A 22946-nucleotide genomic window follows, 5' to 3' on the forward strand; every position below is an offset into this window, starting at 1 on the left:
TGGAAAGGAGGAGCATGATGGACGGAATAGCTTACATTAAGCTGATACTTGCTCTCATTGTAACTAGTGCTTCGGTCTGGATGTTTATCGAGGTGATAAGACGCAGGCTTGCCTACTTGTCCTTTGGAGTGCCAGTCAGCTGGTCAAGGATGAAGCGACCTCGGCTGGCTCGGGTAAGTAAAGAGGTGCTGCTGCACAAGCGTTTGTTAAATGACGTGAAAAGCGGTGTACTGCATCTCTTTTATTTTTATGGCTTTATTATGCTGCAGCTTGGTGCCATTGACATTATGCTTCAAGGCTTATTGGAAGTACCGCTAATTCCTTGGCCATCACTTTATGCTGTTTTTATTTGGTCACAGGAATGGATCGTTGTTCTAGTGCTGCTTGCAGTTCTGCTCGGCGCATTTCGCAGATATGGCGAAAGGCTGAAGCGGTTAAAGCGAGGAGCTAAGCCTTCAATCGTTTACTGGTTTATCGGATCACTGATGTTGAGCGTCCTGCTTACCTTGAGCTTTGAGCGCCTGCTACACGAGCAGCAGCTTGCTGAGCGATATTCACCATTCAGCTCCTTGCTTGCAAAAGGTTTGGAAGCTGCAGGTGTGGTAGTGGGAAGCACAGCTGCGACTGTTGGCTATGAGGTGTGCTGGTGGCTGCATCTAGTTATTTTGCTTAGCTTCCTTATCTACGTTCCACAATCGAAGCATTTTCATCTTATCGTTGCACCGATCAATCTTTGGCTTCGGCGTGACGAGCCAACCGGTAAACTCGCAACACTTGATCTCGAGGATGAGCAAGCGGAAAGCTTTGGAGTTGGGCATATTCATCAGTTCAATCAGAAGCAGCTGCTCGACCTGTATGCATGTGTAGAATGCGGTCGCTGTACCGAGGTTTGCCCAGCTGCCGCAACCGGAAAGTTATTGTCGCCCATGCATATGATTGTTAAGCTGCGTGATCATCTCACGGAACAAGGAGCTGCTCTCACCTCCAAATCTCCATGGCTGCCTAAAGGAATATGGGAGCATCCACCTCACGGTATCGGTGATTATCGCGTTGGAGCGCATGTAATGAAGACGGAAGACGTAAGGGTAGAGAACATGACGGATCTTCGAACGAGAGATGGAGCAGCTGGAGTGGATAGCGGTATAGCAACAGGAGGTGGAAACGCTTCCGATCACCAAAGTCCATATTGCACAGATATATCCTTAACGATGAAGCAGCAGGCAGCTGGATGGACATGGAACGCACAGCAACCGATTGACGACCTGAAGCTAATCGGTGATGTGATGACAGAGGAGGAGCTCTGGTCCTGTACAACGTGTCGCAATTGTGAAGAGCAATGTCCCGTTGGCAATGAGCATGTAGATAAGATTATAGACATGAGGAGACATCTTGTCCTTATGGAGGGCAGCCTGCCAAGTGATGCGCAGCGTGCACTTCAGAACATTGAACGACAAAGCAACCCATGGGGCATTAGCCGCAGCCAACGCGCAGATTGGATTGCGGATTGCTATGAGCGAACAGGAATTAAAGTGAAAACGATGAAGGAATGCGAGGCTGATCAGCAAGCTCCTGAGCTGTTGCTATGGGCTGGCTCCATGGCCTCGTTCGATAACCGCAGCCGTAAGCTGCTGTATGATTTGATACGGTTGCTGGATCACGCAGAGGTAACATTTGCTGTGCTTGGCCTAGAGGAGAAAAGCTCTGGAGATACTGCGCGTCGAATAGGCAATGAGATGCTGTTCCAGGAGTTGGCGCAGCAAAATATTGAGACCATCACACGCTACGACATAAAGCGTATCGTTACACCTTGTCCACATACGTACCACACATTCAAGAAGGAATATGCAGACCTAGGAATGCCTCAGCATATCGAGGTGCTGCATCATGCCGAGCTGCTCGATCAGCTTATAGCAGAAAAGAGGCTTATTCCGCAGTTCTCGCTGTCTGAGCAAATTACTCTCCATGATTCCTGCTACCTTGGGCGATATAACGATATTTACGATGCACCACGTAGAATACTTTCCAGCATTCCTGGCGTTCAGCTTGTTGAGATGAAGCGAAGCAGGGATAACGCGATGTGCTGCGGTGCTGGTGGAGGCATGATGTGGATGGAGGAGCATAGCGGCACAAGAGTCAACTATGCTCGTACGCAGCAAGCACTCGATACGAACGCATCAGTTATTAGTACGGCTTGCCCGTATTGTCTAACGATGATGGAGGATGGTGTCAAGGCACTCCTCGAGCATGAGAACATTGTTACGCGAGATTTTGCGGAGCTGCTTGCAGCGAGCGTGCTAGGAGATGGAACGATACCAAGTAGTGTCCATACGATTAAATCTGAGGAAAGGGGTGCTAATCGTGAAGGGGAGTAACGTAAAAATGACCGAAGTACGCAAGGTTGCGGTGATTGGCTCAGGTATTATGGGCTCAGGTATTGCTGCGCATATGGCCAATAGCGGCTTTGAGGTGTGGCTCTATGATATTGTACCGTCTACCTTAACAGAGCAAGAGCAAGCACAGGGTTTAACACTGAAGAGTGCTGAGGTTCGCAATCGCTTATCACTTTCCGCTATCGCGCAGCTGGTCAAGCAAAAACCCGCACCATTGTACGATGCTAGCTTCAGTTCACGTATTCATGCTGCGAATATGGAGGACGATGGTGAGCTGCTTCATGAGATGGATTGGATTGTAGAAGCAGTCGTTGAGCGGCTTGATATTAAGCAGCACGTATTTAGCTGGATCGATCAATATCGTAGGCAAGGCACCCTTGTAAGCACGAATACTTCCGGTTTATCTGCCGCAGTGATGATTCAGCATTGCTCCAAGGAGATGAGGCAGCACTTCGCAGTTACGCATTTCTTCAATCCGCCTCGTTATATGGCATTAGTAGAGCTTGTTGCAACGGAAGAAACGCTGCCTGCCGTAACGGAGGCGTTAACGTGGCTATGCCAGCAGCGTCTTGGCAAAGGCGTCGTGCAGGCAAAGGATACTCCGAATTTTATTGCTAATCGCATAGGCACCTACGGCATGCTCGTTACCCTACAGGAAACACTTCAGCATCGCTTAACAATTGATGAAGTCGATGCACTGACGGGTCCGGCTATGGGGAGACCTAAAACAGCGACCTATCGCATGCTAGATCTCGTCGGTCTCGATACGCTGCTGCATGTCGTCGATAATGTTCATTCAAGCAGTGAGGATGAGACAGAACGAGCGGTCTTCACTAGACCAGCTCTTCTGGAGCAGCTGGTGAAGCAGGGTGCATTAGGACAAAAAAGTGGTGCAGGCTTTTATCGGAAGCTCAAGGGCAGCGATGGCGGCAGCTATATTGAATCACTTCAGCTAGACACGATGACCTATGCGCCAAGCACAAAGCCAACATCACCAGTGATTGAGGCAGCAAAGCAAGCGAAGGGCGCTAAAGGCAAGGTCAAAGCACTAATCGGTGCAGTGCCTGAGCATCCTCATGCGCAATTTGCATGGAAGACGATTAAGGCAACACTGCTGTATGCGGCAGAGCGAGTCGGCGAGATTGCGGAACATATCGCAGATATTGATAAGGCAATGCGCTTAGGCTTTAACTGGGAGCTTGGTCCATTCGAGCTATGGGATGCGCTTGGACTCGCAGCAGTAGCAGAACGAATGAAGGCCGAAGGCGATCAGTTGCCTAATTGGGTAGAAGCATGGATTGCAGAAGGGAATGAGTCGTTCTACAAGCATGAGCTCGGAAGCACCTTCTATGTTCATCAGCAGCGCTACGTACTGCAGGAGCAAGAGGAAGGAATTATTGAGCTTGCCCGGATTAAGGAAGAGAAGGGGACCGTATGGAGCAATCGAGAAGCAAGCTTAATAGATCTAGGGGATGAGGTGCTGGCGCTAGAATTCCATTCCAAAAGCAATGCAATTGGCTCAGATATTTTATCAGCTATTCGATATGCCTGTCATGAGACAACGCGCAATTGGCGCGGTCTAGTTATCGCAAACGAAGGTAAAAATTTTTGCGTTGGAGCGAACCTCATGCTGCTGCTAATGGAGGCGATGAATGAGGAGTGGGATGAGGTCGAGGATATCATTATGCTTTTCCAGCAGAGCATGCTGCAGCTCAAGCGTTTGTCTAGGCCAGTTGTTGCAGCGCCTCATCGCATGACGCTTGGCGGAGGAGTAGAAGCGTGCTTGCCAGCAGATATCATTGTCGCTTCACCTGAAACCTACTTCGGTCTAGTAGAAACTGGAGTCGGCTTAATACCGGCAGGGGGCGGAAGCAAGGAAGCGGCGATACTAGCGATGCAACGAGCGGCGCACGGAGCAGGGCCGAATGGTCGTGTTGAGCGTAAGCTGCTAGCTGGTGATCTGCAGCCGCATTTGAATAGTTTGTTTGAAAGCATCGCCCTTGCAAAAACGTCCACAAGCGGATTCGAGATTGCAAGGCTCGGCTATGCAAGACCTCAGGATCGTGTACTGCTGCGCGGCGAGTCGAGAATATTCGAAGCTAAGCAGGAAGTGCTAAGACTAGATGCTGCAGGGTATGTACCGCCAGCAGAGGAGCTTGTTGCTGTAGCGGGTCGTGAAGGAAAGGCCGTTATGAAGCTGGCTATTCAGAATATGAAGCTTGGTGGCTATATTAGTGAGCATGATGAGAAGATCGCAACGAAGCTGGCACATGTACTAAGCGGAGGCGATGTGCCTTCGGGAGCACTTGTAACTGAACAGTATTTGCTGCAGCTGGAGTGCGAAGCATTTTTAAGCTTATGTGGGGAACCGAAAACACAGCAGCGAATGAGTCATATGCTTCGATACGGTAAACCTCTGCGAAATTAGTCTGAAGGGAGGGGAAAGGATGAGTAGTTACTTCGATGTTGGGGAGCGCGATGCTGTAATCGTTGCTGCCGTTAGAACAGCTGTTGGCAAGGCTAAGAAGGGGTGCTTGGCTGAGGTTAGAGCCGAAGATCTAGGCAAGACGGTTATTCAAGGTTTGCTAGCAAAGGCGCCCAGCCTGCAGCCTGATGAGATAGAGGACGTCATTATCGGCTGTGCAATGCCAGAAGGCGAACAAGGCTTGAATATGGCCCGAACGATCGCACTATACGCAGGGCTGCCTCAGGATGTTCCAGCCGTGACAATTAATCGCTTCTGCGCTTCGGGACTGCAATCTATTGCCTACGCTGCTGAGCGTATTCGCACAGGGGAAGCAGACGTCATCATTGCTGGTGGTGTTGAGAGCATGAGTCACGTGCCAATGTCGGGCTGGAGATTGTCGCCTCATCCAGATATCGTTGACACGATGCCAGAGGTGTATATGACGATGGGGCATACAGCTGAGGAGGTGGCTAGACGATATGACGTTACTCGTCAGGAGCAGGATGAGTTTGCAGTAGCCAGTCATCAGAAGGCGGCATGGGCTATCGCTTCTGGTGCCTTTGAAGATGAGATCGTCCCTGTCGTCGTTACGCGATCTACATTGAACGATCAAGGGCGTTATGTGGAACGCAGCTTTGAATTCAAACAGGATGAAGGTGTTCGGGCAACGACTTCCGTGCAAAAGCTCAGCAAGCTTAAGCCGTCCTTCGTCCTTAATGGTTCTGTTACCGCAGGCAATGCCTCGCAGATGAGTGACGGTGCTGCAGCAGTGCTTGTCATGAGCCGGGCGAAGGCGGAATCGCTTGGATTGAAGCCGATGGCTGCCTTTAGGCATTATGCGGTCGCAGGTGTTGCACCAGAGATTATGGGGGTTGGTCCAATAAGGGCTATACCTAAGCTGCTTCATAAGTCGGGATTAGATGTAGATCAAATTGATTTGTTCGAGCTCAATGAAGCCTTTGCAGCACAGTGTATCCCGATTATTAAAGAGCTGCAGCTCCCGCTGGAGCGTGTCAATGTGAATGGCGGGGCGATTGCATTAGGTCACCCATTAGGCTGCACAGGCTCAAAGCTGTCCGTTACGTTAATTCATGAGCTATCCCGTCGTGGCGGGGGCTTAGGTGTCGTATCGATGTGCATTGGTGGCGGAATGGGGGCAGCAGGGCTCATTGAGGTGTATTCAAGCTGAAGCACTACAAAATGAAGGAGTGAGTCACATGTCAGTAGAACCTGCAGTTGGAGGTCGCTTCATCATTGAACCTAGCGATCCGATGTCGACGTGTATCCCTGAAGACTTTACAAGTGAGCAACGCTTAATTGCAGAATCTGCAGAGCAATTTATTGACACCGAGCTAATACCAAGAGATGCAGAGATTGAGGCGCTGAACTATGAGTTGACGGTATCCTTAATGCGAACGGCAGGGCAGCAGGGCTTTTTAGCAGCAGACATACCGGAGGCTTACGGTGGGCTCGGTCTAGATAAAGTGAGCACAACGCTGCTCGCAGAAACTTTGGCGCGCACCTCCTCCTTTGCCCTGTCCGTAGGAGCACATACTGGAATTGGTACGCTGCCAATCGTATTTTTTGGTACGAAGGAGCAGAAGGAGAAGTACCTGCCAAAGCTGGCAACCGGGGAATGGATTGCTGCTTACTGTTTAACGGAGCCATCCTCGGGCTCGGATGCGCTAAGTGCCAAAAGCACAGCGCGCTTAAGTGAGGACGGTAAGCATTATATTTTGAATGGCTCTAAGATCTTTATTACGAACGCAGGCTTTGCTGACCTCTTTATCGTGTATGCCAAGATCGATGGTGACAAGTTTACAGCCTTTATCATCGAACGCGACATGGAAGGCTTTAGTGTTGGCCCAGAGGAGCATAAGATGGGAATAAAAGGCTCATCGACATGCCCGCTGTTCTTCGAGGATGTGCATGTGCCGGTGGAAAACGTACTCGGCGAGATCGGCAAAGGACACCTTATCGCATTTAATATATTGAACATAGGTCGTTTTAAGCTTGGCGCTGCATGCTTAGGCACATGCAAGGAGGCAATCGAGCTTGCAGCAGCGTACAGTAACGTCCGCAAACAATTTAATGAGCCGCTGTCCTCCTATCCGCTCATTGCAGGAAAGCTGGCAGATATGAACGTACTGACATATGTGACAGAAAGCATCGTTTATCGGACTGCAGGGTGGATGGATGATAAGCTTTCCTCGATTACGGACGGCAGTGATGTGGAAGCGGGGCGTCAGGCAGCTAAAGCGATCGGGGAGTATGCAATGGAATGCTCGATCGTCAAGGTTTTCGCCTCCGAGGCACTTGATGCGGTTAGTGATGAGGCTGTACAGATTCATGGCGGGTACGGGTTCATTAAGGAATATAAAGTCGAGCGCATTTATCGAGATTCTCGGATTAACCGTATCTTTGAAGGGACAAACGAAATTAATCGTCTGCTTATCCCTGGTACGTTAATTAAAAAGGCGATGAAGGGTGAGCTTCCACTTCTAGAGAAGATTGAAGGTCTGCAAGCATCGCTGCTAGAACCACAGCAGCCCCCTGAGCTTGACGCTCCTCTAGCGCTGGAGGGCTATCGCATAGAGCAAGCAAAAAAGCTATTTCTTATGCTAGGAGGCTCTGCTGTTCAGCGATATGGAACGAAGCTGGAGAAGGAGCAAGAAATATTAGAAGTGCTGGCTAATATGATGATTGTTATATATGCAATGGAGAGCGCTTATCTGAGAGCGAAAAAGCGTATGGCATTAAAGCTTGATCAGGACGATAAAAGCTTGGCAGCTCTTATGACAAAGGTTTATGTGCAGGAAGCAATGGAGCAGCTAGAAAGTGACGCCAGACAGGCAATTGTTCGCATGGAGGCTGGAGATATGCAGCGCATGCAACTGTCTATTGTAAAGAAATTAATGAAGGCAACACTCACAGATGTGATCACATTAAAACGACAAATCGCTGCAAAGGTTATTGGAAGTGAGCACTATACCGTGTGAAGGAGATGATTGGGTATGGATACACCTAATCAACAACCGTCGGATGTGCAAGAGACAGCGAGAAGCGAGAATGAGCAATTTGTAGATTTTTCAGAAAAGCGTTGGTTGAGATATTATCCAGAGGAAGTCAGGCATAAGCTGGATTATCCCGAGATTAATGTCGCACAGTTTCTAATTGATGCAGTGACGCAGTTTGCTAAAAAGCCAGCGTTAACCTTTATGGGGAAGACACTAACCTACGAGCAGCTCTACACTTCAGCAGATCACATGGCAAGAGGGCTTGGAAGGCTCGGCGTAAAGAAGGGTGACCGTGTCGCCATTATGCTGCCGAACTGTCCGCAGGCGGTCATATCATACTTTGGCGTATTGCTTGCAGGAGCAATCGTGGTGCAGACGAATCCACTTTATGTGGAGCGGGAGCTTACTCATCAGCTTAAGGATAGCGGTGCAGTTGCAATCATAACGCTAGATATGCTGTACCCAAGGATAGCTAGAGTCCGAGGTAAGAACCCAGAAGAAGGACCGATACCGAAGCTGCACACCGTCGTCATTACTTCGATTAAGGATGGCCTCCCATTTCCTAAAAATATGCTCTATCCCATTAAGCAGCGCAGAGATGGCTTTAAGGCTAAGATTCCTTACGGAACAGATGGCTATGTGCAGTGGAAGTCACTGCTAAGCCGCAGTGCGCTATCGTATGAAAGACCGACGTTAGCTGGTCATCACGACATTGCAGCACTGCAGTATACGGGAGGAACAACAGGTACTCCGAAAGGGGTCATGCTGACCCATCGAAATCTTGTGAGCAACACGCTGCAAAGCAAGGAATGGTGTGAGCGAATTCGGCTCGGAGAAGAACGCTATCTTGCAGCACTGCCGCTTTTTCACGTATTCGGCCTCACGGTGCTAATGAATTTGTCAGTGTGTACGGGGGGCTGTCTCGTTCTACTGCCGAAGTTCGAGGTAGAAGAAGTGCTGCGAACGATAGATAAGCAGAAGCCGACGATCTTTCCAGGCGCACCGACGATGTATATTGGACTCATTCAAGCCGCTTCAAAGCAAGAAAAACCGCTTGATCTTTCCTCCATCGAGATCTGTATAAGCGGATCTGCTGCACTGCCACTAGAGGTACAAGATCAATTTGAAAAAATGACAGGCGGCAAGCTAATCGAAGGCTTTGGCTTGACAGAAGCTTCACCAGTAACACATGCCAATCCGATATGGGGATATCGTAAAATTGGTACAATCGGCGTACCGTTTCCTGACACAGAAGCAGCTATTCTATCTTTGGAGACGGGACAGTTTCTGCCTCCGGGAGAAATCGGTGAGCTTGTCGTGCGTGGTCCGCAGGTGATGAGCGGATATTGGAACAACGAGGCGGCGACAGAGGCAGCTTTTCATAACGGTTGGCTGCGTACAGGAGATATGGCCTTAATGGATCACCAGGGATTCTTCGTCATTAAGGATCGAATAAAGGATATGATTATTGCTAGTGGCTTTAATATTTATCCTCGGGAAATCGAAGAGGTGCTGTATGAGCATCCGGCGATTACTGAAGCTGCGGTCATCGGGGTAAAGGATAGCTATCGTGGCGAAACTGTAAAGGCATTCGTTGTGTTGAAGGACAATGTAGCAGTGTCGGAGCAGCAGCTCAATCAATGGTGCAGGGAGCGTTTAGCCTCATATAAGGTTCCTCATATCTATGAATTCCGTAAGCAGCTGCCAAAAACAATGGTTGGCAAGGTGCTAAAACGCCAATTAATGGAGGAAGAGGAGCGGACGAATGAGTAGCTCATTTGATGAGCTTGCAAAGCAAGCTCAGTCAACCTTCTGGGGATATGTAGGCTTCGAGCTGGAGAAAGCAGAGCAGGATGAGGTAACGATTTCACTTGCTATTAAGCAGCACCATTTAAACCTGATGGGCATTGTTCATGGTGGTGTATTTATGACGATGCTAGATAATGCGATGGGGCTTGTCTTGATGCTCGATCCATCGGTTACAACTGTAACGGCGACGATGAATACACACTTTTTGTCTAATGTTGCTACTGGAACAATTTTTTGTAAAGCGGAACTTTTACACCGTACGAAACGTACTATAACAATGACAGCCTCTATTTATGATGAAAGCGGTAAATTGCTCGCATATGCAAGCGGTTCATATCGTTTATTATCTTAGTAGAATGCTAATCATTGTGATAGGGAGGGTTTCGGAGTGTGGCAGAGCGTAGCTGCGGCGGTTTTATTAGGATTCGGGATTATCGTTGCAGTAGTTGGAGTTGTCGTCTATTTGCGAATGTATCGAAAACAAGATCATAATGAATCGCGGTCACAAGATTCCGAATCAGAGCGTTAGCCCAATTTATACACAATGATGACGCTTTTTAGCCTCTGAATCGAACGTTGTGAAAGCTAAAATAAAATATTCTAATTTAACGGTTGTTTTATATTGATATCTGAAATGTTATAATAGTAAGAAAATTTGAAATAAATGATCTACCCTCGTAGAGCATCATTGCAGCAAAAGGAGCACAACGACAGCAATAGCTGTTTCGATAATCCAAGTTATCGATTGTGAAGACCGTCCAATGTGTAAGGGAGGAGATTTCATGGCAAAGCATAGCCAGAATGAAGTTAGGGAAAGTTTGAAGGAATTGACAAGAATTTTCCAGCCGAAGGATCCGAGGAAGTTTGTTAAGGATTATGTACGCAAGTATCGAATTACTGGCGGCTATGAGGATGAATTAACCTCTCTCGTAGAGGATGAGCTTAGCAGAATTAACTCCTCTGCGGTGTAGATCACATTTAGAGCCTAGTGAAATCTCGTATTTCATAGGCTCTTTTTCTGTTCCTATTGGTGTATTGGACAACGAAGCACGGAATACATTGAAAGTAAGGATGCAGGAGGTGTTGGAATGGAAGCGGTCTGTAGGAGCAGTGATGAGATTAAGAAGATTAGACGTGCGGGAAAAGTGGTGGCACAGTGCCACAAGGAATTACAAAAGCGTGTTAGAGCAGGAGTAAAAACGAATGATATCGAAAAGTTTATTGCTGGATTTTTCGCAAAGCATGGTGCTGTCGCTGCACAAAAAGGCTATAAGGGCTATCCATATGTGAGCTGTGTTTCTGTCAACGAAGTAGCATGTCATGGTTTTCCAAGCAGCTATGAGCTACAAAATGGCGATATTGTCACTGTTGATATGGTAGCAGATGTCGGCGGCTGGAAAGCAGATTCTGCATACACCTACATGATCGGTGAAGTATCACTGGAAGCTAGAAAGCTTGTAAGAGCGGCAAAAGCAGCGATGCGAGCTGGCATAGAAGCAATCGAGATTGGCAGAGATCTAGCAGATATCGGCTATGCGATTGAGCGGAGAGCTGAGCTGGATGGCTATAAGGTTGTTGCAAGCTTTGCAGGTCATGGTATTGGCAGGGAAATCCATGAGCAACCTCAAGTACTGCATGTAAGAACAGAGACAACAGGAATAAAGCTGCAGGAAGGTATGGTCATTACGATTGAACCGATTGTTACTGCAGGCTCGACGGAGTTGTACATCGCCCATGACGGCTGGACAGCGCGTACGATCGATCATTCACTAACCGCTCAGTTCGAGCATACGGTTGCCGTAAAAAAGCAAGGTCCTCAGCTGTTAACAGCATTGCATACGCCTCGGAAAACATCTCATGCAGCTAAACGAGCTTGAAGTAGAAATCCCGCAACAATTAAAATATAAGGGGAGAAGCAATGGTGCCTCTCTCCCTACATAGGAGGAGATATAGATGTCTTACATTGTTAATAATGAATGGTTGATTGATCGTCTGGAGCAGCAAAAAAACGGACAAGCCGAGCTAGTGATCGTCGATACAAGATATGATTTGTCAGATCCTGATGCAGGTGAGCTAGCCTATCGAGCTGGACATATTCCAGGAGCTCACTATGCGAGTTTAAGTCATGATCTATCCAGTGGTATGCGACCAGATGGAGCAGGAGGTCGTCATCCACTGCCAGAGCCTTCAACTGTCGCAGCGTTTTTCGCTTCAATCGGCATTAAGGACGGGGTATCGGTTGTCGCTTATGACGATCAAGGAGGTGCGATGGCATCGAGATTGCGCTGGCTGTTAGAATGGATTGGCTTTAATGGTGAGGTTGTTGTGCTTGAGAAGGGCTATAAGGGCTGGGTTGAAGCAGGCCAGCCGGTCGATACCGCTATACCTAAGCGTTACGATAACAATCGTCTGCCAGTACAGCTGAATGAAGCGATGGTATTAACACAGGAGCAAGTGAAAGAGAAGATCGGGAAGCCTGGCGTTATTATTATTGATTCACGTGATCGAGCGCGCTATCGTGGTGAGCATGAGCCCATTGATCGTGCGGCGGGTCATATTCCAACGGCGATTAACCATTTTTGGCAGGAAGGCAAGCGAGAGGATGGAACGTGGAAGTCTCCAGAGGAGCAAGCAAAGCGGTTTGAAGGTATCGATAAGAAGTCGAACATTATTGTATACTGCGGTTCTGGCGTAACAGCAACACCCAATGTGTTCGCGCTTAAGGAAGCGGGCTTCTGCAATGTCCAGCTTTATGCAGGTTCTTGGAGTGATTGGAGCAGCAATCCGGTGAATCCTGTTGCGATAGGCGAGGAGTAAAATAGAAGAATAAGTATAGAAGCCGATCATCCAGATATTTTGGATTGATCGGCTTTCATTATAGAAAAAAACTATAATCGGGCTAATTTCTGTGCTCAGGTATATATAGCAGATTAACTCGACCTATTCCGCTCGCATTGTAATAACGACGAGGATCATCATAGTGTAGAGATTCATCACGGATATCCCCCCAGTTGAGATGCGATATTAAGAATGGTATTTCATTGCTGCGTTCAATTGTAATAGCTGTATCGACCGTCTTGACATAGCCGTGTTTGCTATAGAAAAAGCTCTCTGCTATAAGGCTATCATTAAAACGTATACTGTATAGGTCGGTATCTTCATCCCCATATTGGGAATGCTCGCGATAAGAATCCGCTGGAAAGTCTCGTATTGCGCTGAACAGTTCGCTCAAAGTAAAAGCACCAACCGGAATAGGTCGATCAATTAATGACTTTACGTTTATCGTCTCCTGGCGGTCAATCAATACTAAATGATCTCTTTGCTGAGACAGCTGAAATTCATAGGATAGCATTTGTGTATTATCGTTAGTTTGTACTAGAATTCTGAATGAAGACGTCATGATATGGAACTCTACATCATCCTGCATTTGAGGGCGGCTGTATAATATAACGTTAAACCTATCCCCACTTGTTACAAATGGAATAGCATCTGGATAACCAATAGCTTGCATGATGTCAGTCGTTAATGCCTCGGGATTCAGATCTCCAGCAAGATTGTATGAAAAGGGGATTTGTAGTGGTTTAGGCTTTGCTTGTGAATGTATCTGTACACGCCAAATATACAAACCGACTGCTAAGATTAAGACGATAAGTGAAATGATCACAGTAGTGGCCATTATTATTTTTTTGTTCATCATTCTGCCCCTCCTTACACTAAATTCTTCCTTATTTTAACATCCTGACTACAATTTGTTTATAGTAAGTTCTGTGGACGGTTGATCATATATATTTCACCCGTTAGTCGTTAAATGTTACCCTCTTCCCCTCTGTAGCCTCATGCTATGATGGTTTCGAGATAGGGTAGTAAGACTAAATGAATGTATAAGAAGGTGATGAACAGAACGTACTTAGGATACAGCTATGCACCACGAAATCTAACCCAAACTAATACCCCAATAAATGAAAGCGTGTACAATACTATTTATTACAGTCTCAGCTTGTTGCAATGATATTAATCTCGTCAACTTGAGCTGTCCTCTGCTTTGATTCTTCCCATCTTAGATACAGCACAGCCCATCTTCATTAGAGCTCGTACATCAACGACTAAATGATTAGAGGTGATCGTGTGTATTCTATTTCACAAAAAAGAGTGTTTATGTTGATTTTATGCTTTGCATTGCTGTTTGGTACATGGATTAACACAGCTGTAATAAATGCTAATGAAGCGGAAGCTGAAGGTCAGCCACCGCAAAATCTTCGAGTAGTAGAGGGAACGATTACTCACAATAGTGCCGAAATTGAATGGGACTTGATCGGAGATGATGAACACCCTAATGACATTCAAGTTTTTCATGCTGATGACGACAAATATATTACTTGGGGTCATCGATGGAATAAAGTAATTGGCGGACTCCAGCCAGATACGACTTACCGAATATATATAACATGGGATAGTCAGAAGGAGAAAAGCAATGCTATTGAATTTACGACACTTCCAGATACATCGGAGTATAAGGAAGCACCATTGCCTGCTCCACTCAATTTTCAGGTGACTAGTGTAACAGCATCAACCGTCTCATTTAAGTGGATAGGAAGCCCCGATGCGAATGGTTATGATATTTACGTGAATGAAGCATGGATATCTGGAGTTTGGGATGGCTCTAATCAATATACGTATACATTGACGGAAGAGCAGGCGGTTGCAGGTACAGAATTAACTTTTCAAGTTGCCGCCCAGCTCGCAGCGGAAGGACAACCGACGATCGTTTCTGCTGGCAGCAATAAGATTTCAATAAAATGGGGAGAGCTTGCGGCTCCTCAGGATGTTCAGGCTACAACTGTAAATCGGACGACTGCAGTTTTGGGCTGGGCTCCAGTAGCAGGTGCAACCAGCTATAATATCTACCAGGATGATGTACTAATCGGATCATCCACTGAAAATCGCTTTACAGCAACAGGTCTAAACGAAGGCACCTCATACTCGTATACGGTTGAAGCGATTAATCCATTATGGACGTCTGAGGTAAGTGATGCTGTTGTAGTAGTGCCTGGTGCGAGCTACACGAACGTTACGTATTATGCCTCTTGGTCAGTTTATGATCGTCAGTTCTATCCTAGCGACGTAGATGTTTCTAAGATTACACATATTAATTACGCATTTGCAGATTTGTGCTGGAAAAAGTATGGAACAGGAACGACGGCATGTCAGTCAGAAGACATTCCTTTGCAAAATCGTTATGTGCATGACGGAGAAATCGTGTTAGGCGATCAAGTAAAGGATATTGAAAATTTCAACGCATTTACTAATCTGAAATCAGTCAATCCAGAGTATAAGCTACTCGTATCGGTTGGCGGTTGGTCTTGGTCTAAGCACTTTTCCAATATGGCAGCTAATGAGGTAACGCGTAGAACATTTGCACAGTCGGCTGTTGATTTTATTAGAGAATACAAGCTGGATGGCTTGGATATCGATTGGGAATATCCTGTAGAGGGTGGGGAAACACATAACTATCATTCACCAGAGGATAATTTGAATTTTACGCTACTCATGCAAACAGTAAGAGCTGCTTTGGATGCAGCGGGCTCCGAGGATCATAAATATTACTTATTGACAATTGCTTCTGGCCAAGGTGATAACTTTGTTGTAAACGCGGACTTGGCAAACTCAAGCAAATACTTGGATTTTATCAATATTATGACCTACGATTATGGTGGAAGCTGGGAAACTCTAGCTAATCATAATGCTCCGTTATATTATGATGCTAATCTGTTAAAGCCAAACTCAGCAAGAAATCATGTGCTCGGTGGAGTAGAGGGGCATCTTGCTGGAGGAGTTCCTGAGCATAAGCTAGTACTGGGCTTACCGTTCTACGGGAAAGCTTGGAGTGGCTGTGAAGCGCCAGGTCAATATGTGGAATGCACAAGCTTCCCTGATGGCTCTTGGGAAAAGGGGATTTATGATTATAGTGATATTATTACTTTTATAGGCGCAGACGGTTATGAACGCTATTGGAATGATGCCGCGAAGGTGGCGTATCTCTATAGTCCGGAGCAGCGTACGTTTATGACGTACAATGATCAAACATCAATGATGTATAGTGCATCACTTGTTAAATCAAAAAATTTAGCCGGTGTAATGAGCTGGGAGGTTAGTGGTGACCGTACAGGCGAATTACTTAGCCAATTGAACAAGGATTTACCGATTAATGGTGTCGTAAATGACGATGCTCTTGCAGCAACAGAAGGGCTTGCATTAACGATGGCTAGCTATAACGCGCTTACGATTAGCTGGGACCATGTTGATGGAGCAACTGGCTACGAGGCTTATATAGATGGACGTTATGCTGGCTACACGGAGAAAACGAATTTCACATTTGAGCAGCTTTCAGCTGTTAGCGATTACGATCTGCATGTGCTTGCTGTACAAAAGGAAGATGAACATATAACAGCCGTTTCTGCAAGCAGCAATGTGCTCAATGCTCGGACAGTGGCAATGAGCAGTGGTGGTTCTGTAGTGATTCCACCGTCCAGTCAGCGCGAGCTTTCCAACACTATCGTTAAGAATGAAGATCAGTGGATTGTCTCTGTAGATAAGGGCGGAGCAGTTGCAGTAATAAAAGGAAGCTCCAGCTCATCCTTTACATTAACGATTGATCCAGCAGCTCCTTCTGTTGAAGTGCACTTACCTAAGGAGGTAGCGGCTGCTTTGACCGCAGCAGGAGCGGAAGCAGAGCTTATCATCACTTGGAGCGATGTTACGTATCATATCCCTGCTCATGTATTGGATCAGGGCGCAGATACTCGAATTCTATTGAAGGAGCAAGGTAAGCCGTCTGTAGGATCTGTTCTTCAACCTGGCATAAGTGCACAATCAGGTGCGATAGCCTTAACAGTTGAAGCTATGAGCGAGGATGGAAAGTATGAAACGATTAATCAGCTAAAAGGAACAACAATTGAGGTGGTCCTGCCTGCAGGAAGTATGGAAGAGACGAAGGTGAGAGGAATTGTATATTTACCAGAGTCTAATACATTCCGCTCAGTAGTAACCACGGCTGTTAAACAAGCAGACGGCAGCATACAAGTAAAGCTAGAGGCTCTAGCAGGCGGAACGTATGTGGTTGTGAAAAGCTTCTTTAGTTTTAAGGATACAGAGCTGTTATGGGCTAATGATGCCATTAATCGTGCATCGAATCGATTGATCGTATTTGGTGAAAGCGAGGAGCATTTTGGAGCATCGACACAGATTTCACGCGCACAATTTGTTTCCATCATCGTCCGTGGGCTAGAATTGCTGCCACAAGCTGACGTTAAGCTCACTTTCGAGGATGTGGAGCATCAATCTCAATATGCAGAGGATATCGCGATTGCCTTCGCTCTAGGTCTAGTCAACGGTAAGCAGCCAGGAAAGTTTGATCCAAATGGCACAATTAGTCGTCAAGAAATGGCCGTCGTGCTGCATCGAGCAATGGCATTAACTCAAGATGTTAGTAGTCAAGCAGAAGTAGATGTGCTTAATCATTTTAATGATCAAGAGCTGTTCTCAGCCTATGCGAAAGATGCTATTGCGCACGTGTTCTCACAAAACATTATGAGGGGTGTATCCGCTTCTCGTTTTGATCCGTATGGAACCGTAACGAAGGCACAAGCTGTAGTAGCTATTATGCGTTTACTTGATCATATTGAATCTTAATACTCTATAATATCAATAAGCTTCTCTTATCGTTGTCAGGTTGCATAATAGAACCTGCAATGGTAAGGGAAGTTTTTGTATTCAATAAGAGATGGAATTGAGTATAATCTAAGTAAAGCAGCGAGTCAGACTAGCAACGTGTTGAGAGAAACTTAAACCAACGATGCGGAGGGGAAGTTTGATGAACAAAGCACTTGGAGAAACACAATGGGTTATTCCTGATGGCTATATTCCATCAGAAAGCTCTGGAGAATTAGTTAGTCATGAATCGATTTGCGTGCTCAATACTTCAGTAGAGGATGCAGAGCTTAGCATAACCATTTATTTTGAGGATCGTAATCCGATTAGCGATATTCGCTATGTCGTTCCAGCTAGACGTACAAAGCATATTAGAACGTCCTCGTTAGAGAAAAACAGTGAATTTATTCCGGTTGGGGTTCCTTATGCTATTCTTGTAGAGAGCAGCATTCCAATAGTAGTTCAATATAGTAGATTAGATTCAACTCAAGCAGAAAATGCATTAATGTCAACAATGGCATATCCATGTAAATGAGCGAGATAAAAGTTCTTTAAGACATGTAAAACAACCTGAAGGAGCAGCACCAAATGGCGTGCACTTTCAGGTTGTTTTTTGTATGCTTTACCCTTAACTGATGGCTAGACCTGCGCTCGCATAACCGTTAATAGATCTGGCAACAGCAGTACCTGTTTGTGTGGCATAGAAAACAAGAAGTAATCTCGTACCTTGAGTTACACCAACATTTATGCCCGTGACGCTGCCAGTACTTATTGATCCCACAGGAACAGCAGCGTTTAGCGTCGGTAGAAGATTTATTGTAGCACCAGGGACTGCTGAAAAAGTATTGTTAGGGGTCGTAGATTGATATAATCGGGCATGAACGGTTATATTTTCACCAGTCAGATTAAGCGCTGTTGCTAAACTAAAGTAGGCGGTCAAATTTGTAAGTGTGCCACTTCTCGGCATAGAAAATGCATAGTTAATAGCTATACCAGGTCCACCTGTTAAATCGATGGTAGCTCCTAAGTTGGCAGGTAATTGGGCAGAGCTTCCAAATCCAACTACAGCAGGAAGACCAGTTGAACCAGTTGCTAACGTTGTAATTGTGATAGGACTACCTGATGCATATGGGATAACGCTTGGGGTAGTCGAATTGCCCGTTGGCCCGATTGGCCCTGTTGAACCAGTAGCGCCAGTAGCACCAGAAGGTCCTGTTGGCCCTGTCGCCCCTGTTGGCCCTGTTGCTCCAGTAGGACCAACTCCTGTAGGGCCAGTCGGTCCAGTAGCACCAGTAGCACCAGTAGGACCAATCCCTGTAGGTCCTGTTGGTCCAGTTGCTCCAGTGGTACCAATCCCTGTAGGTCCTGTCGGTCCAGTTGTTCCAGTCGGTCCGGTTGCTCCGGTAGGTCCAGTATCACCGGTTGGTCCGGTATCCCCAGTAGGTCCAGTATCCCCAGTAGGTCCAGTTGTTCCAGTCGGTCCGGTTGCTCCGGTCGGTCCAGTATCCCCAGTCGGCCCAGTGTCACCAGTTGGTCCCGTGTCACCGGTCGGTCCGGTGTCACCGGTCGGTCCAGTGTCGCCAGTAGGTCCGGTGTCGCCTGTTGCGCCAGTATCCCCAGTCGCACCAGTAGCACCCGTGTCGCCTGTTGCGCCAGTATCACCAGTCGCACCAGTAGCACCCGTGTCACCTGTTGGTCCCGTGTCACCGGTCGGTCCGGTGTCACCGGTCGGTCCGGTGTCACCGGTCGGTCCGGTGTCACCGGTCGGTCCAGTATCGCCAGTAGGCCCAGTATCACCAGTAGCTCCAGTATCGCCAGTAGGTCCGGTATTACCGGTTGGCCCTGTGTCACCAGTTGGTCCAGTGTCGCCGGTTGGCCCCGTGTCACCAGTTGGTCCAGTGTCACCTGTTGGTCCAGTGTCACCAGTTGGTCCAGTGTCCCCAGTAGGCCCCGTATCACCTGTTGCACCAGTGTCGCCTGTTGCACCAGTCGCCCCCGTGTCGCCGGTAGGTCCAGTATCCCCAGTTGGTCCGGTATCACCAGTTGCACCAGTAGCAGCCGTGTCGCCCGTTGGTCCAGTATCGCCGGTTGGCCCCGTGTCGCCAGTTGGTCCGGTATCGCCAGTAGGTCCAGTATCGCCAGTAGGCCCAGTATCGCCTGTCGCACCAGTAGCACCGGTTTCACCAGTTGGTCCGGTATCGCCAGTCGGTCCGGTATTGCCGGTTGGTCCGGTAGCTCCTGTTGGTCCTGTGTCGCCAGTAGGTCCGGTATCACCCGTTGGCCCAGTGTCACCCGTCGGTCCCGTGTCGCCAGTAGCTCCAGTGTCTCCGGTCGGTCCCGTGTCGCCTGTTGGTCCGGTCGCACCCGTTGGTCCGGTATCGCCAGTAGCTCCAGTGTCTCCGGTCGGTCCCGTGTCGCCTGTTGGTCCGGTCGCACCCGTTGATCCGGTATCGCCCGTTGGTCCGGTATCGCCCGTTGGTCCGGTATCACCGGTGTCACCTGTTGGTCCCGTATCGCCGGTCGGTCCCGTGTCGCCTGTTGCACCAGTATCCCCAGTCGGTCCCGTGTCGCCAGTCGGTCCGGTATCGCCGGTTGGCCCCGTGTCACCCGTTGGTCCCGTGTCGCCTGTTGGTCCGGTGTCACCGGTCGGTCCAGTATCCCCAGTCGGCCCCGTGTCACCTGTAGCACCAGTATCACCCGTCGGTCCCGTGTCGCCAGTGTCGCCAGTCGCGCCCGTTGGTCCCGTGTCGCCAGTAGGTCCGGTGTTGCCAGTAGGTCCAGTATCACCGGTAGCTCCGGTGTCACCAGTTGCGCCGGTTGCTCCGGTCGGTCCGGTATCGCCAGTCGCGCCGGTAGCACCGGTGTCACCAGTAGGCCCAGTATCACCAGTAGCTCCAGTGTCGCCAGTCGGTCCGGTATTACCGGTTGGCCCTGTGTCACCAGTTGGTCCAGTGTCGCCGGTAGGCCCCGTATCACCTGTTGCACCAGTCGCCCCCGTGTCGCCGGTAGGTCCAGTATCCCCAGTTGGTCCGGTATCACCAGTTGCGCCAGTCGCCCCCGTGTCACCCGTCGCACCAGTAGCACCCGTTGGTCCAGTATCACCGGTAGGCCCAGTGTCGCCAGTTGGTCCAGTATCGCCAGTTGGTCCGGTATCGCCAGTAGGCCCAGTATCGCCTGTCGCACCAGTAGCACCGGTTTCACCAGTTGGTCCGGTATCGCCAGTAGGTCCGGTATTGCCGGTTGGTCCAGTATCGCCAGTCGGTCCGGTAGCTCCTGTTAGTCCCGTGTCGCCAGTCGGTCCGGTATCACCCGTTGGCCCAGTGTCACCAGTAGGTCCAGTATCGCCGGTTGGCCCAGTATCGCCGGTCGGCCCAGTGTCACCCGTCGGTCCCGTGTCGCCAGTAGCTCCAGTGTCTCCGGTCGGTCCCGTATCGCCAGTCGGTCCGGTCGCCCCCGTTGGTCCGGTATAGCCAGTGGCTCCAGTATCGCCAGTAGCTCCAGTCGCGCCGGTGGCACCGGTGTCACCAATTGGCCCAGTATCGCCAGTAGGTCCGGTATTTCCAGTCGCGCCAGTATCACCCGTTGGCCCAGTATCCCCGGTTGGTCCAGTGTCGCCAGTAGGTCCAGTATCACCGGTAGCTCCGGTGTCCCCAGTCGGCCCAGTAACGCCGGTCGGTCCAGTATTCCCAGTCGGACCCGTATCGCCCGTTGGTCCAGTGTCCCCCGTTGGTCCAGTATCACCGGTAGCTCCTGTTGGCCCCGTGTCGCCAATCGGTCCGGTATCACCCGTTGGCCCCGTGTCGCCAGTCGCGCCGGTGGCACCGGTGTCACCGGTTGGTCCAGTCACGCCGGTAGGTCCCGTGTCGCCAGTCGGTCCCGTGTCACCTGTTGGTCCCGTGTCACCTGTATCACCCGTATCGCCAGTCGGCCCAGTATCACCAGTAGCTCCAGTATTGCCCGAAGGTCCAGTCACGCCGGTCGGTCCAGTCGCGCCCGTTGGTCCCGTATCACCTGTTGGCCCAGTGTCTCCGGTCGGTCCCGTGTCACCCGTTGGCCCTGTGTCGCCAGTGGCACCCGTATCACCAGTCGGTCCAGTATCACCGGTTGGTCCCGTATCTCCAGTCGCGCCGGTAGCACCAGTGTCTCCAGTTGGTCCCGTATCTCCAGTCGGTCCCGTGTCCCCAGTTGGTCCCGTATCTCCAGTCGGTCCCGTGTCGCCCGTTGGCCCAGTGTCCCCAGTTGGTCCCGTGTCACCCGTTGGCCCAGTATCGCCGGTCGGTCCGGTATCCCCAGTTGGCCCCGTGTCGCCTGTTGCACCAGTATCACCGGATGGCCCAGTATCACCAGTAGGTCCAGTCGCGCCAGTCGGTCCAGTATCACCAGTAGGTCCAGTCGCACCAGTTGGTCCAGTGTCTCCGGTCGGCCCGGTATCGCCGGTCGTTCCGGTCGCACCAGTAGGTCCAGTCGCGCCAGTCGGTCCAGTATCACCCGTTGGCCCAGTGTTGCCAGTCGGCCCAGTCGCGCCCGTTGGTCCAGTGTCACCGGTAGGTCCGGTATCGCCAGTAAGTCCAGTGTCACCAGTCGGTCCAGTGTCACCAGTCGGTCCCGTATCGCCAGTATCTCCAGTCGCACCAGTCGGTCCAGTATCGCCGGTCGGTCCAGTATCGCCGGTTGGCCCCGTGTCACCCGTCGGTCCAGTGTCACCTGTCGGTCCCGTGTCGCCTGTTGCGCCAGTAGCACCCGTGTCACCAGTAGCTCCTGTATCGCCAGTCGGTCCAGTATCTCCAGTCGGTCCCGTGTTGCCAGTAGCCCCAGTCGCGCCCGTAGCACCAATTAAAGATTCGTCAACATCCAAAGTGACGATAGCAGATCCTTCTGAAACAGTGATATTAAGCGTTGATGAATCAAAAATTAACTGATCTGCTGCGTCCACAGATACAGAATTATTACTTGGATCTACAACACTGAATAAAGAAGTACCTGGTATGACTCCTCCAGGTGGTCCCGTTGGTCCGGTATTACCCGTTGGCCCGGTATCACCCGTAGGTCCAGTATCTCCGGTAGCTCCAGTATCTCCGGTAGCTCCAGTATCTCCGGTAGCTCCAGTCGCGCCAGTAGCTCCAGTATCACCAGTATCACCAGTCGGTCCAGAAGGTACGTCCCTAAGTTCAATATCTACGATTACAGAGCCTTGCCTGAGATTTATATCAAGAGTGTTTGAGTTGAAAACTACTGATTCACCGAACGTAACACTCATCTCATCTTCGTTATTATCCTTAATATAATAGAGAGGGGTGTCGCTTGATATACCCGTCGGCCCAGTAGCTCCCATTGGTCCGGTCGGACCCGTAGGCCCCGTCGGACCTCGACGACCGCGATTTGGTCGAATACCATGCAAATAGGCTTTTACTTCGGATCGATTTTGACCATTGTAGTTAACGTTACTTATTCCTATCACCCCCTAGCATTAGTATATGAAGGTGATAGAAATATCGATTGTACAAAACAACCTATTCATTGTGGTAATGCACAAGTTTTCAGTATGTGTGCAGAACA

The 22946-nt window shown here is 49.1% G+C and carries 14 protein-coding genes; 12 read left to right on the forward strand and 2 right to left on the reverse strand.

All coding sequences use genetic code 11. The features are described from left to right. Window positions 1–17 precede the first annotated feature (17 nt). The 10 genes from M3180_RS12705 to M3180_RS12750 all read left to right on the forward strand — a co-directional run bounded on the left by M3180_RS12705 (window position 18) and on the right by M3180_RS12750 (window position 12500). Window positions 18–2372: a (Fe-S)-binding protein gene (locus M3180_RS12705; RefSeq protein ID WP_432806934.1), complete on the forward strand. Its 2355-nt coding sequence runs from the start codon at window positions 18–20 to the stop codon at window positions 2370–2372. A gap of 7 nt (window positions 2373–2379) precedes the next feature. Further along, window positions 2380–4818, forward strand: coding sequence for a 3-hydroxyacyl-CoA dehydrogenase/enoyl-CoA hydratase family protein (locus tag M3180_RS12710; RefSeq protein WP_251668054.1), 2439 nt, complete (start codon window positions 2380–2382; stop codon window positions 4816–4818). 19 nt (window positions 4819–4837) lie between these two features. Then, a complete protein-coding gene (locus M3180_RS12715) occupies window positions 4838–6046 on the forward strand; it encodes an acetyl-CoA C-acyltransferase (RefSeq protein WP_251668006.1) in 1209 nt (402 codons plus the stop codon). Between the two features lie 28 nt (window positions 6047–6074). Further along, complete coding sequence (locus M3180_RS12720) at window positions 6075–7856, forward strand: acyl-CoA dehydrogenase FadE (protein ID WP_251668008.1); 1782 nt, start codon at window positions 6075–6077, stop codon at window positions 7854–7856. 15 nt (window positions 7857–7871) lie between these two features. After that, window positions 7872–9647 carry a long-chain-fatty-acid--CoA ligase gene (locus M3180_RS12725; protein WP_251668010.1) on the forward strand — a complete coding sequence of 592 codons (1776 nt, stop codon included), beginning with the start codon at window positions 7872–7874 and terminating at the stop codon, window positions 9645–9647. Then, the gene (locus tag M3180_RS12730) at window positions 9640–10035 is read left to right on the forward strand and encodes a PaaI family thioesterase (protein ID WP_251668012.1); all 396 of its coding nucleotides are present in this window, start codon (window positions 9640–9642) and stop codon (window positions 10033–10035) included. Before M3180_RS12725 ends, M3180_RS12730 begins: the two co-directional genes overlap by 8 nt. 36 nt (window positions 10036–10071) lie before the next feature. Next, the gene (locus tag M3180_RS12735; protein WP_251668014.1) at window positions 10072–10212 is read left to right on the forward strand and encodes a hypothetical protein; all 141 of its coding nucleotides are present in this window, start codon (window positions 10072–10074) and stop codon (window positions 10210–10212) included. A 253-nt stretch (window positions 10213–10465) separates the two neighbouring features. After that, window positions 10466–10654 carry a hypothetical protein gene (locus M3180_RS12740; RefSeq protein WP_251668016.1) on the forward strand — a complete coding sequence of 63 codons (189 nt, stop codon included), beginning with the start codon at window positions 10466–10468 and terminating at the stop codon, window positions 10652–10654. Between the two features lie 117 nt (window positions 10655–10771). Next, window positions 10772–11560 carry a type I methionyl aminopeptidase gene (gene map, locus M3180_RS12745; RefSeq protein ID WP_251668018.1) on the forward strand — a complete coding sequence of 263 codons (789 nt, stop codon included), beginning with the start codon at window positions 10772–10774 and terminating at the stop codon, window positions 11558–11560. 76 nt (window positions 11561–11636) lie between these two features. Further along, on the forward strand, window positions 11637–12500 hold the full coding sequence (locus tag M3180_RS12750) for a sulfurtransferase (RefSeq protein ID WP_251668020.1): 864 nt from the start codon (window positions 11637–11639) through the stop codon (window positions 12498–12500). Window positions 12501–12582: 82 nt separating this feature from the next. Here the strand turns inward: M3180_RS12750 and M3180_RS12755 are convergent, their stop codons facing one another. Then, window positions 12583–13380 carry a hypothetical protein gene (locus M3180_RS12755; protein WP_251668022.1) on the reverse strand — a complete coding sequence of 266 codons (798 nt, stop codon included), beginning with the start codon at window positions 13378–13380 and terminating at the stop codon, window positions 12583–12585. A 428-nt stretch (window positions 13381–13808) separates the two neighbouring features. Here M3180_RS12755 and M3180_RS12760 point away from each other — a divergent pair, with 428 nt between their 5' ends. After that, on the forward strand, window positions 13809–17372 hold the full coding sequence (locus M3180_RS12760; RefSeq protein ID WP_251668024.1) for a glycosyl hydrolase family 18 protein: 3564 nt from the start codon (window positions 13809–13811) through the stop codon (window positions 17370–17372). A 181-nt stretch (window positions 17373–17553) separates the two neighbouring features. After that, complete coding sequence (locus M3180_RS12765; protein WP_251668026.1) at window positions 17554–17925, forward strand: sensory rhodopsin transducer; 372 nt, start codon at window positions 17554–17556, stop codon at window positions 17923–17925. 93 nt (window positions 17926–18018) lie between these two features. On the opposite strand, the gene M3180_RS12770 is transcribed toward M3180_RS12765, so the two are convergent. Then, a complete protein-coding gene (locus tag M3180_RS12770; RefSeq protein WP_349774482.1) occupies window positions 18019–22848 on the reverse strand; it encodes a beta strand repeat-containing protein in 4830 nt (1609 codons plus the stop codon). Between the last annotated feature and the right edge of the window lie 98 nt (window positions 22849–22946).

This window comes from Paenibacillus camelliae (genome assembly GCF_023715345.1).
Classification (GTDB): Bacteria; Bacillota; Bacilli; order Paenibacillales; family Paenibacillaceae; genus Pristimantibacillus; species Pristimantibacillus camelliae.

Bases quoted from the DNA above. Each gene is read 5' to 3' on its own strand.
- M3180_RS12705 (WP_432806934.1), top strand. From the start codon at position 18: ATGGACGGAATAGCTTACATTAAGCTGATACTTGCTCTCATTGTAACT.
- M3180_RS12710 (WP_251668054.1), top strand. From the start codon at position 2,380: ATGACCGAAGTACGCAAGGTTGCGGTGATTGGCTCAGGTATTATGGGC.
- M3180_RS12715 (WP_251668006.1), top strand. From the start codon at position 4,838: ATGAGTAGTTACTTCGATGTTGGGGAGCGCGATGCTGTAATCGTTGCT.
- M3180_RS12720 (WP_251668008.1), top strand. From the start codon at position 6,075: ATGTCAGTAGAACCTGCAGTTGGAGGTCGCTTCATCATTGAACCTAGC.
- M3180_RS12725 (WP_251668010.1), top strand. From the start codon at position 7,872: ATGGATACACCTAATCAACAACCGTCGGATGTGCAAGAGACAGCGAGA.
- M3180_RS12730 (WP_251668012.1), top strand. From the start codon at position 9,640: ATGAGTAGCTCATTTGATGAGCTTGCAAAGCAAGCTCAGTCAACCTTC.
- M3180_RS12740 (WP_251668016.1), top strand. From the start codon at position 10,466: ATGGCAAAGCATAGCCAGAATGAAGTTAGGGAAAGTTTGAAGGAATTG.
- map (WP_251668018.1), top strand. From the start codon at position 10,772: ATGGAAGCGGTCTGTAGGAGCAGTGATGAGATTAAGAAGATTAGACGT.
- M3180_RS12750 (WP_251668020.1), top strand. From the start codon at position 11,637: ATGTCTTACATTGTTAATAATGAATGGTTGATTGATCGTCTGGAGCAG.
- M3180_RS12755 (WP_251668022.1), bottom strand. From the start codon at position 13,380: ATGATGAACAAAAAAATAATAATGGCCACTACTGTGATCATTTCACTT.
- M3180_RS12765 (WP_251668026.1), top strand. From the start codon at position 17,554: ATGAACAAAGCACTTGGAGAAACACAATGGGTTATTCCTGATGGCTAT.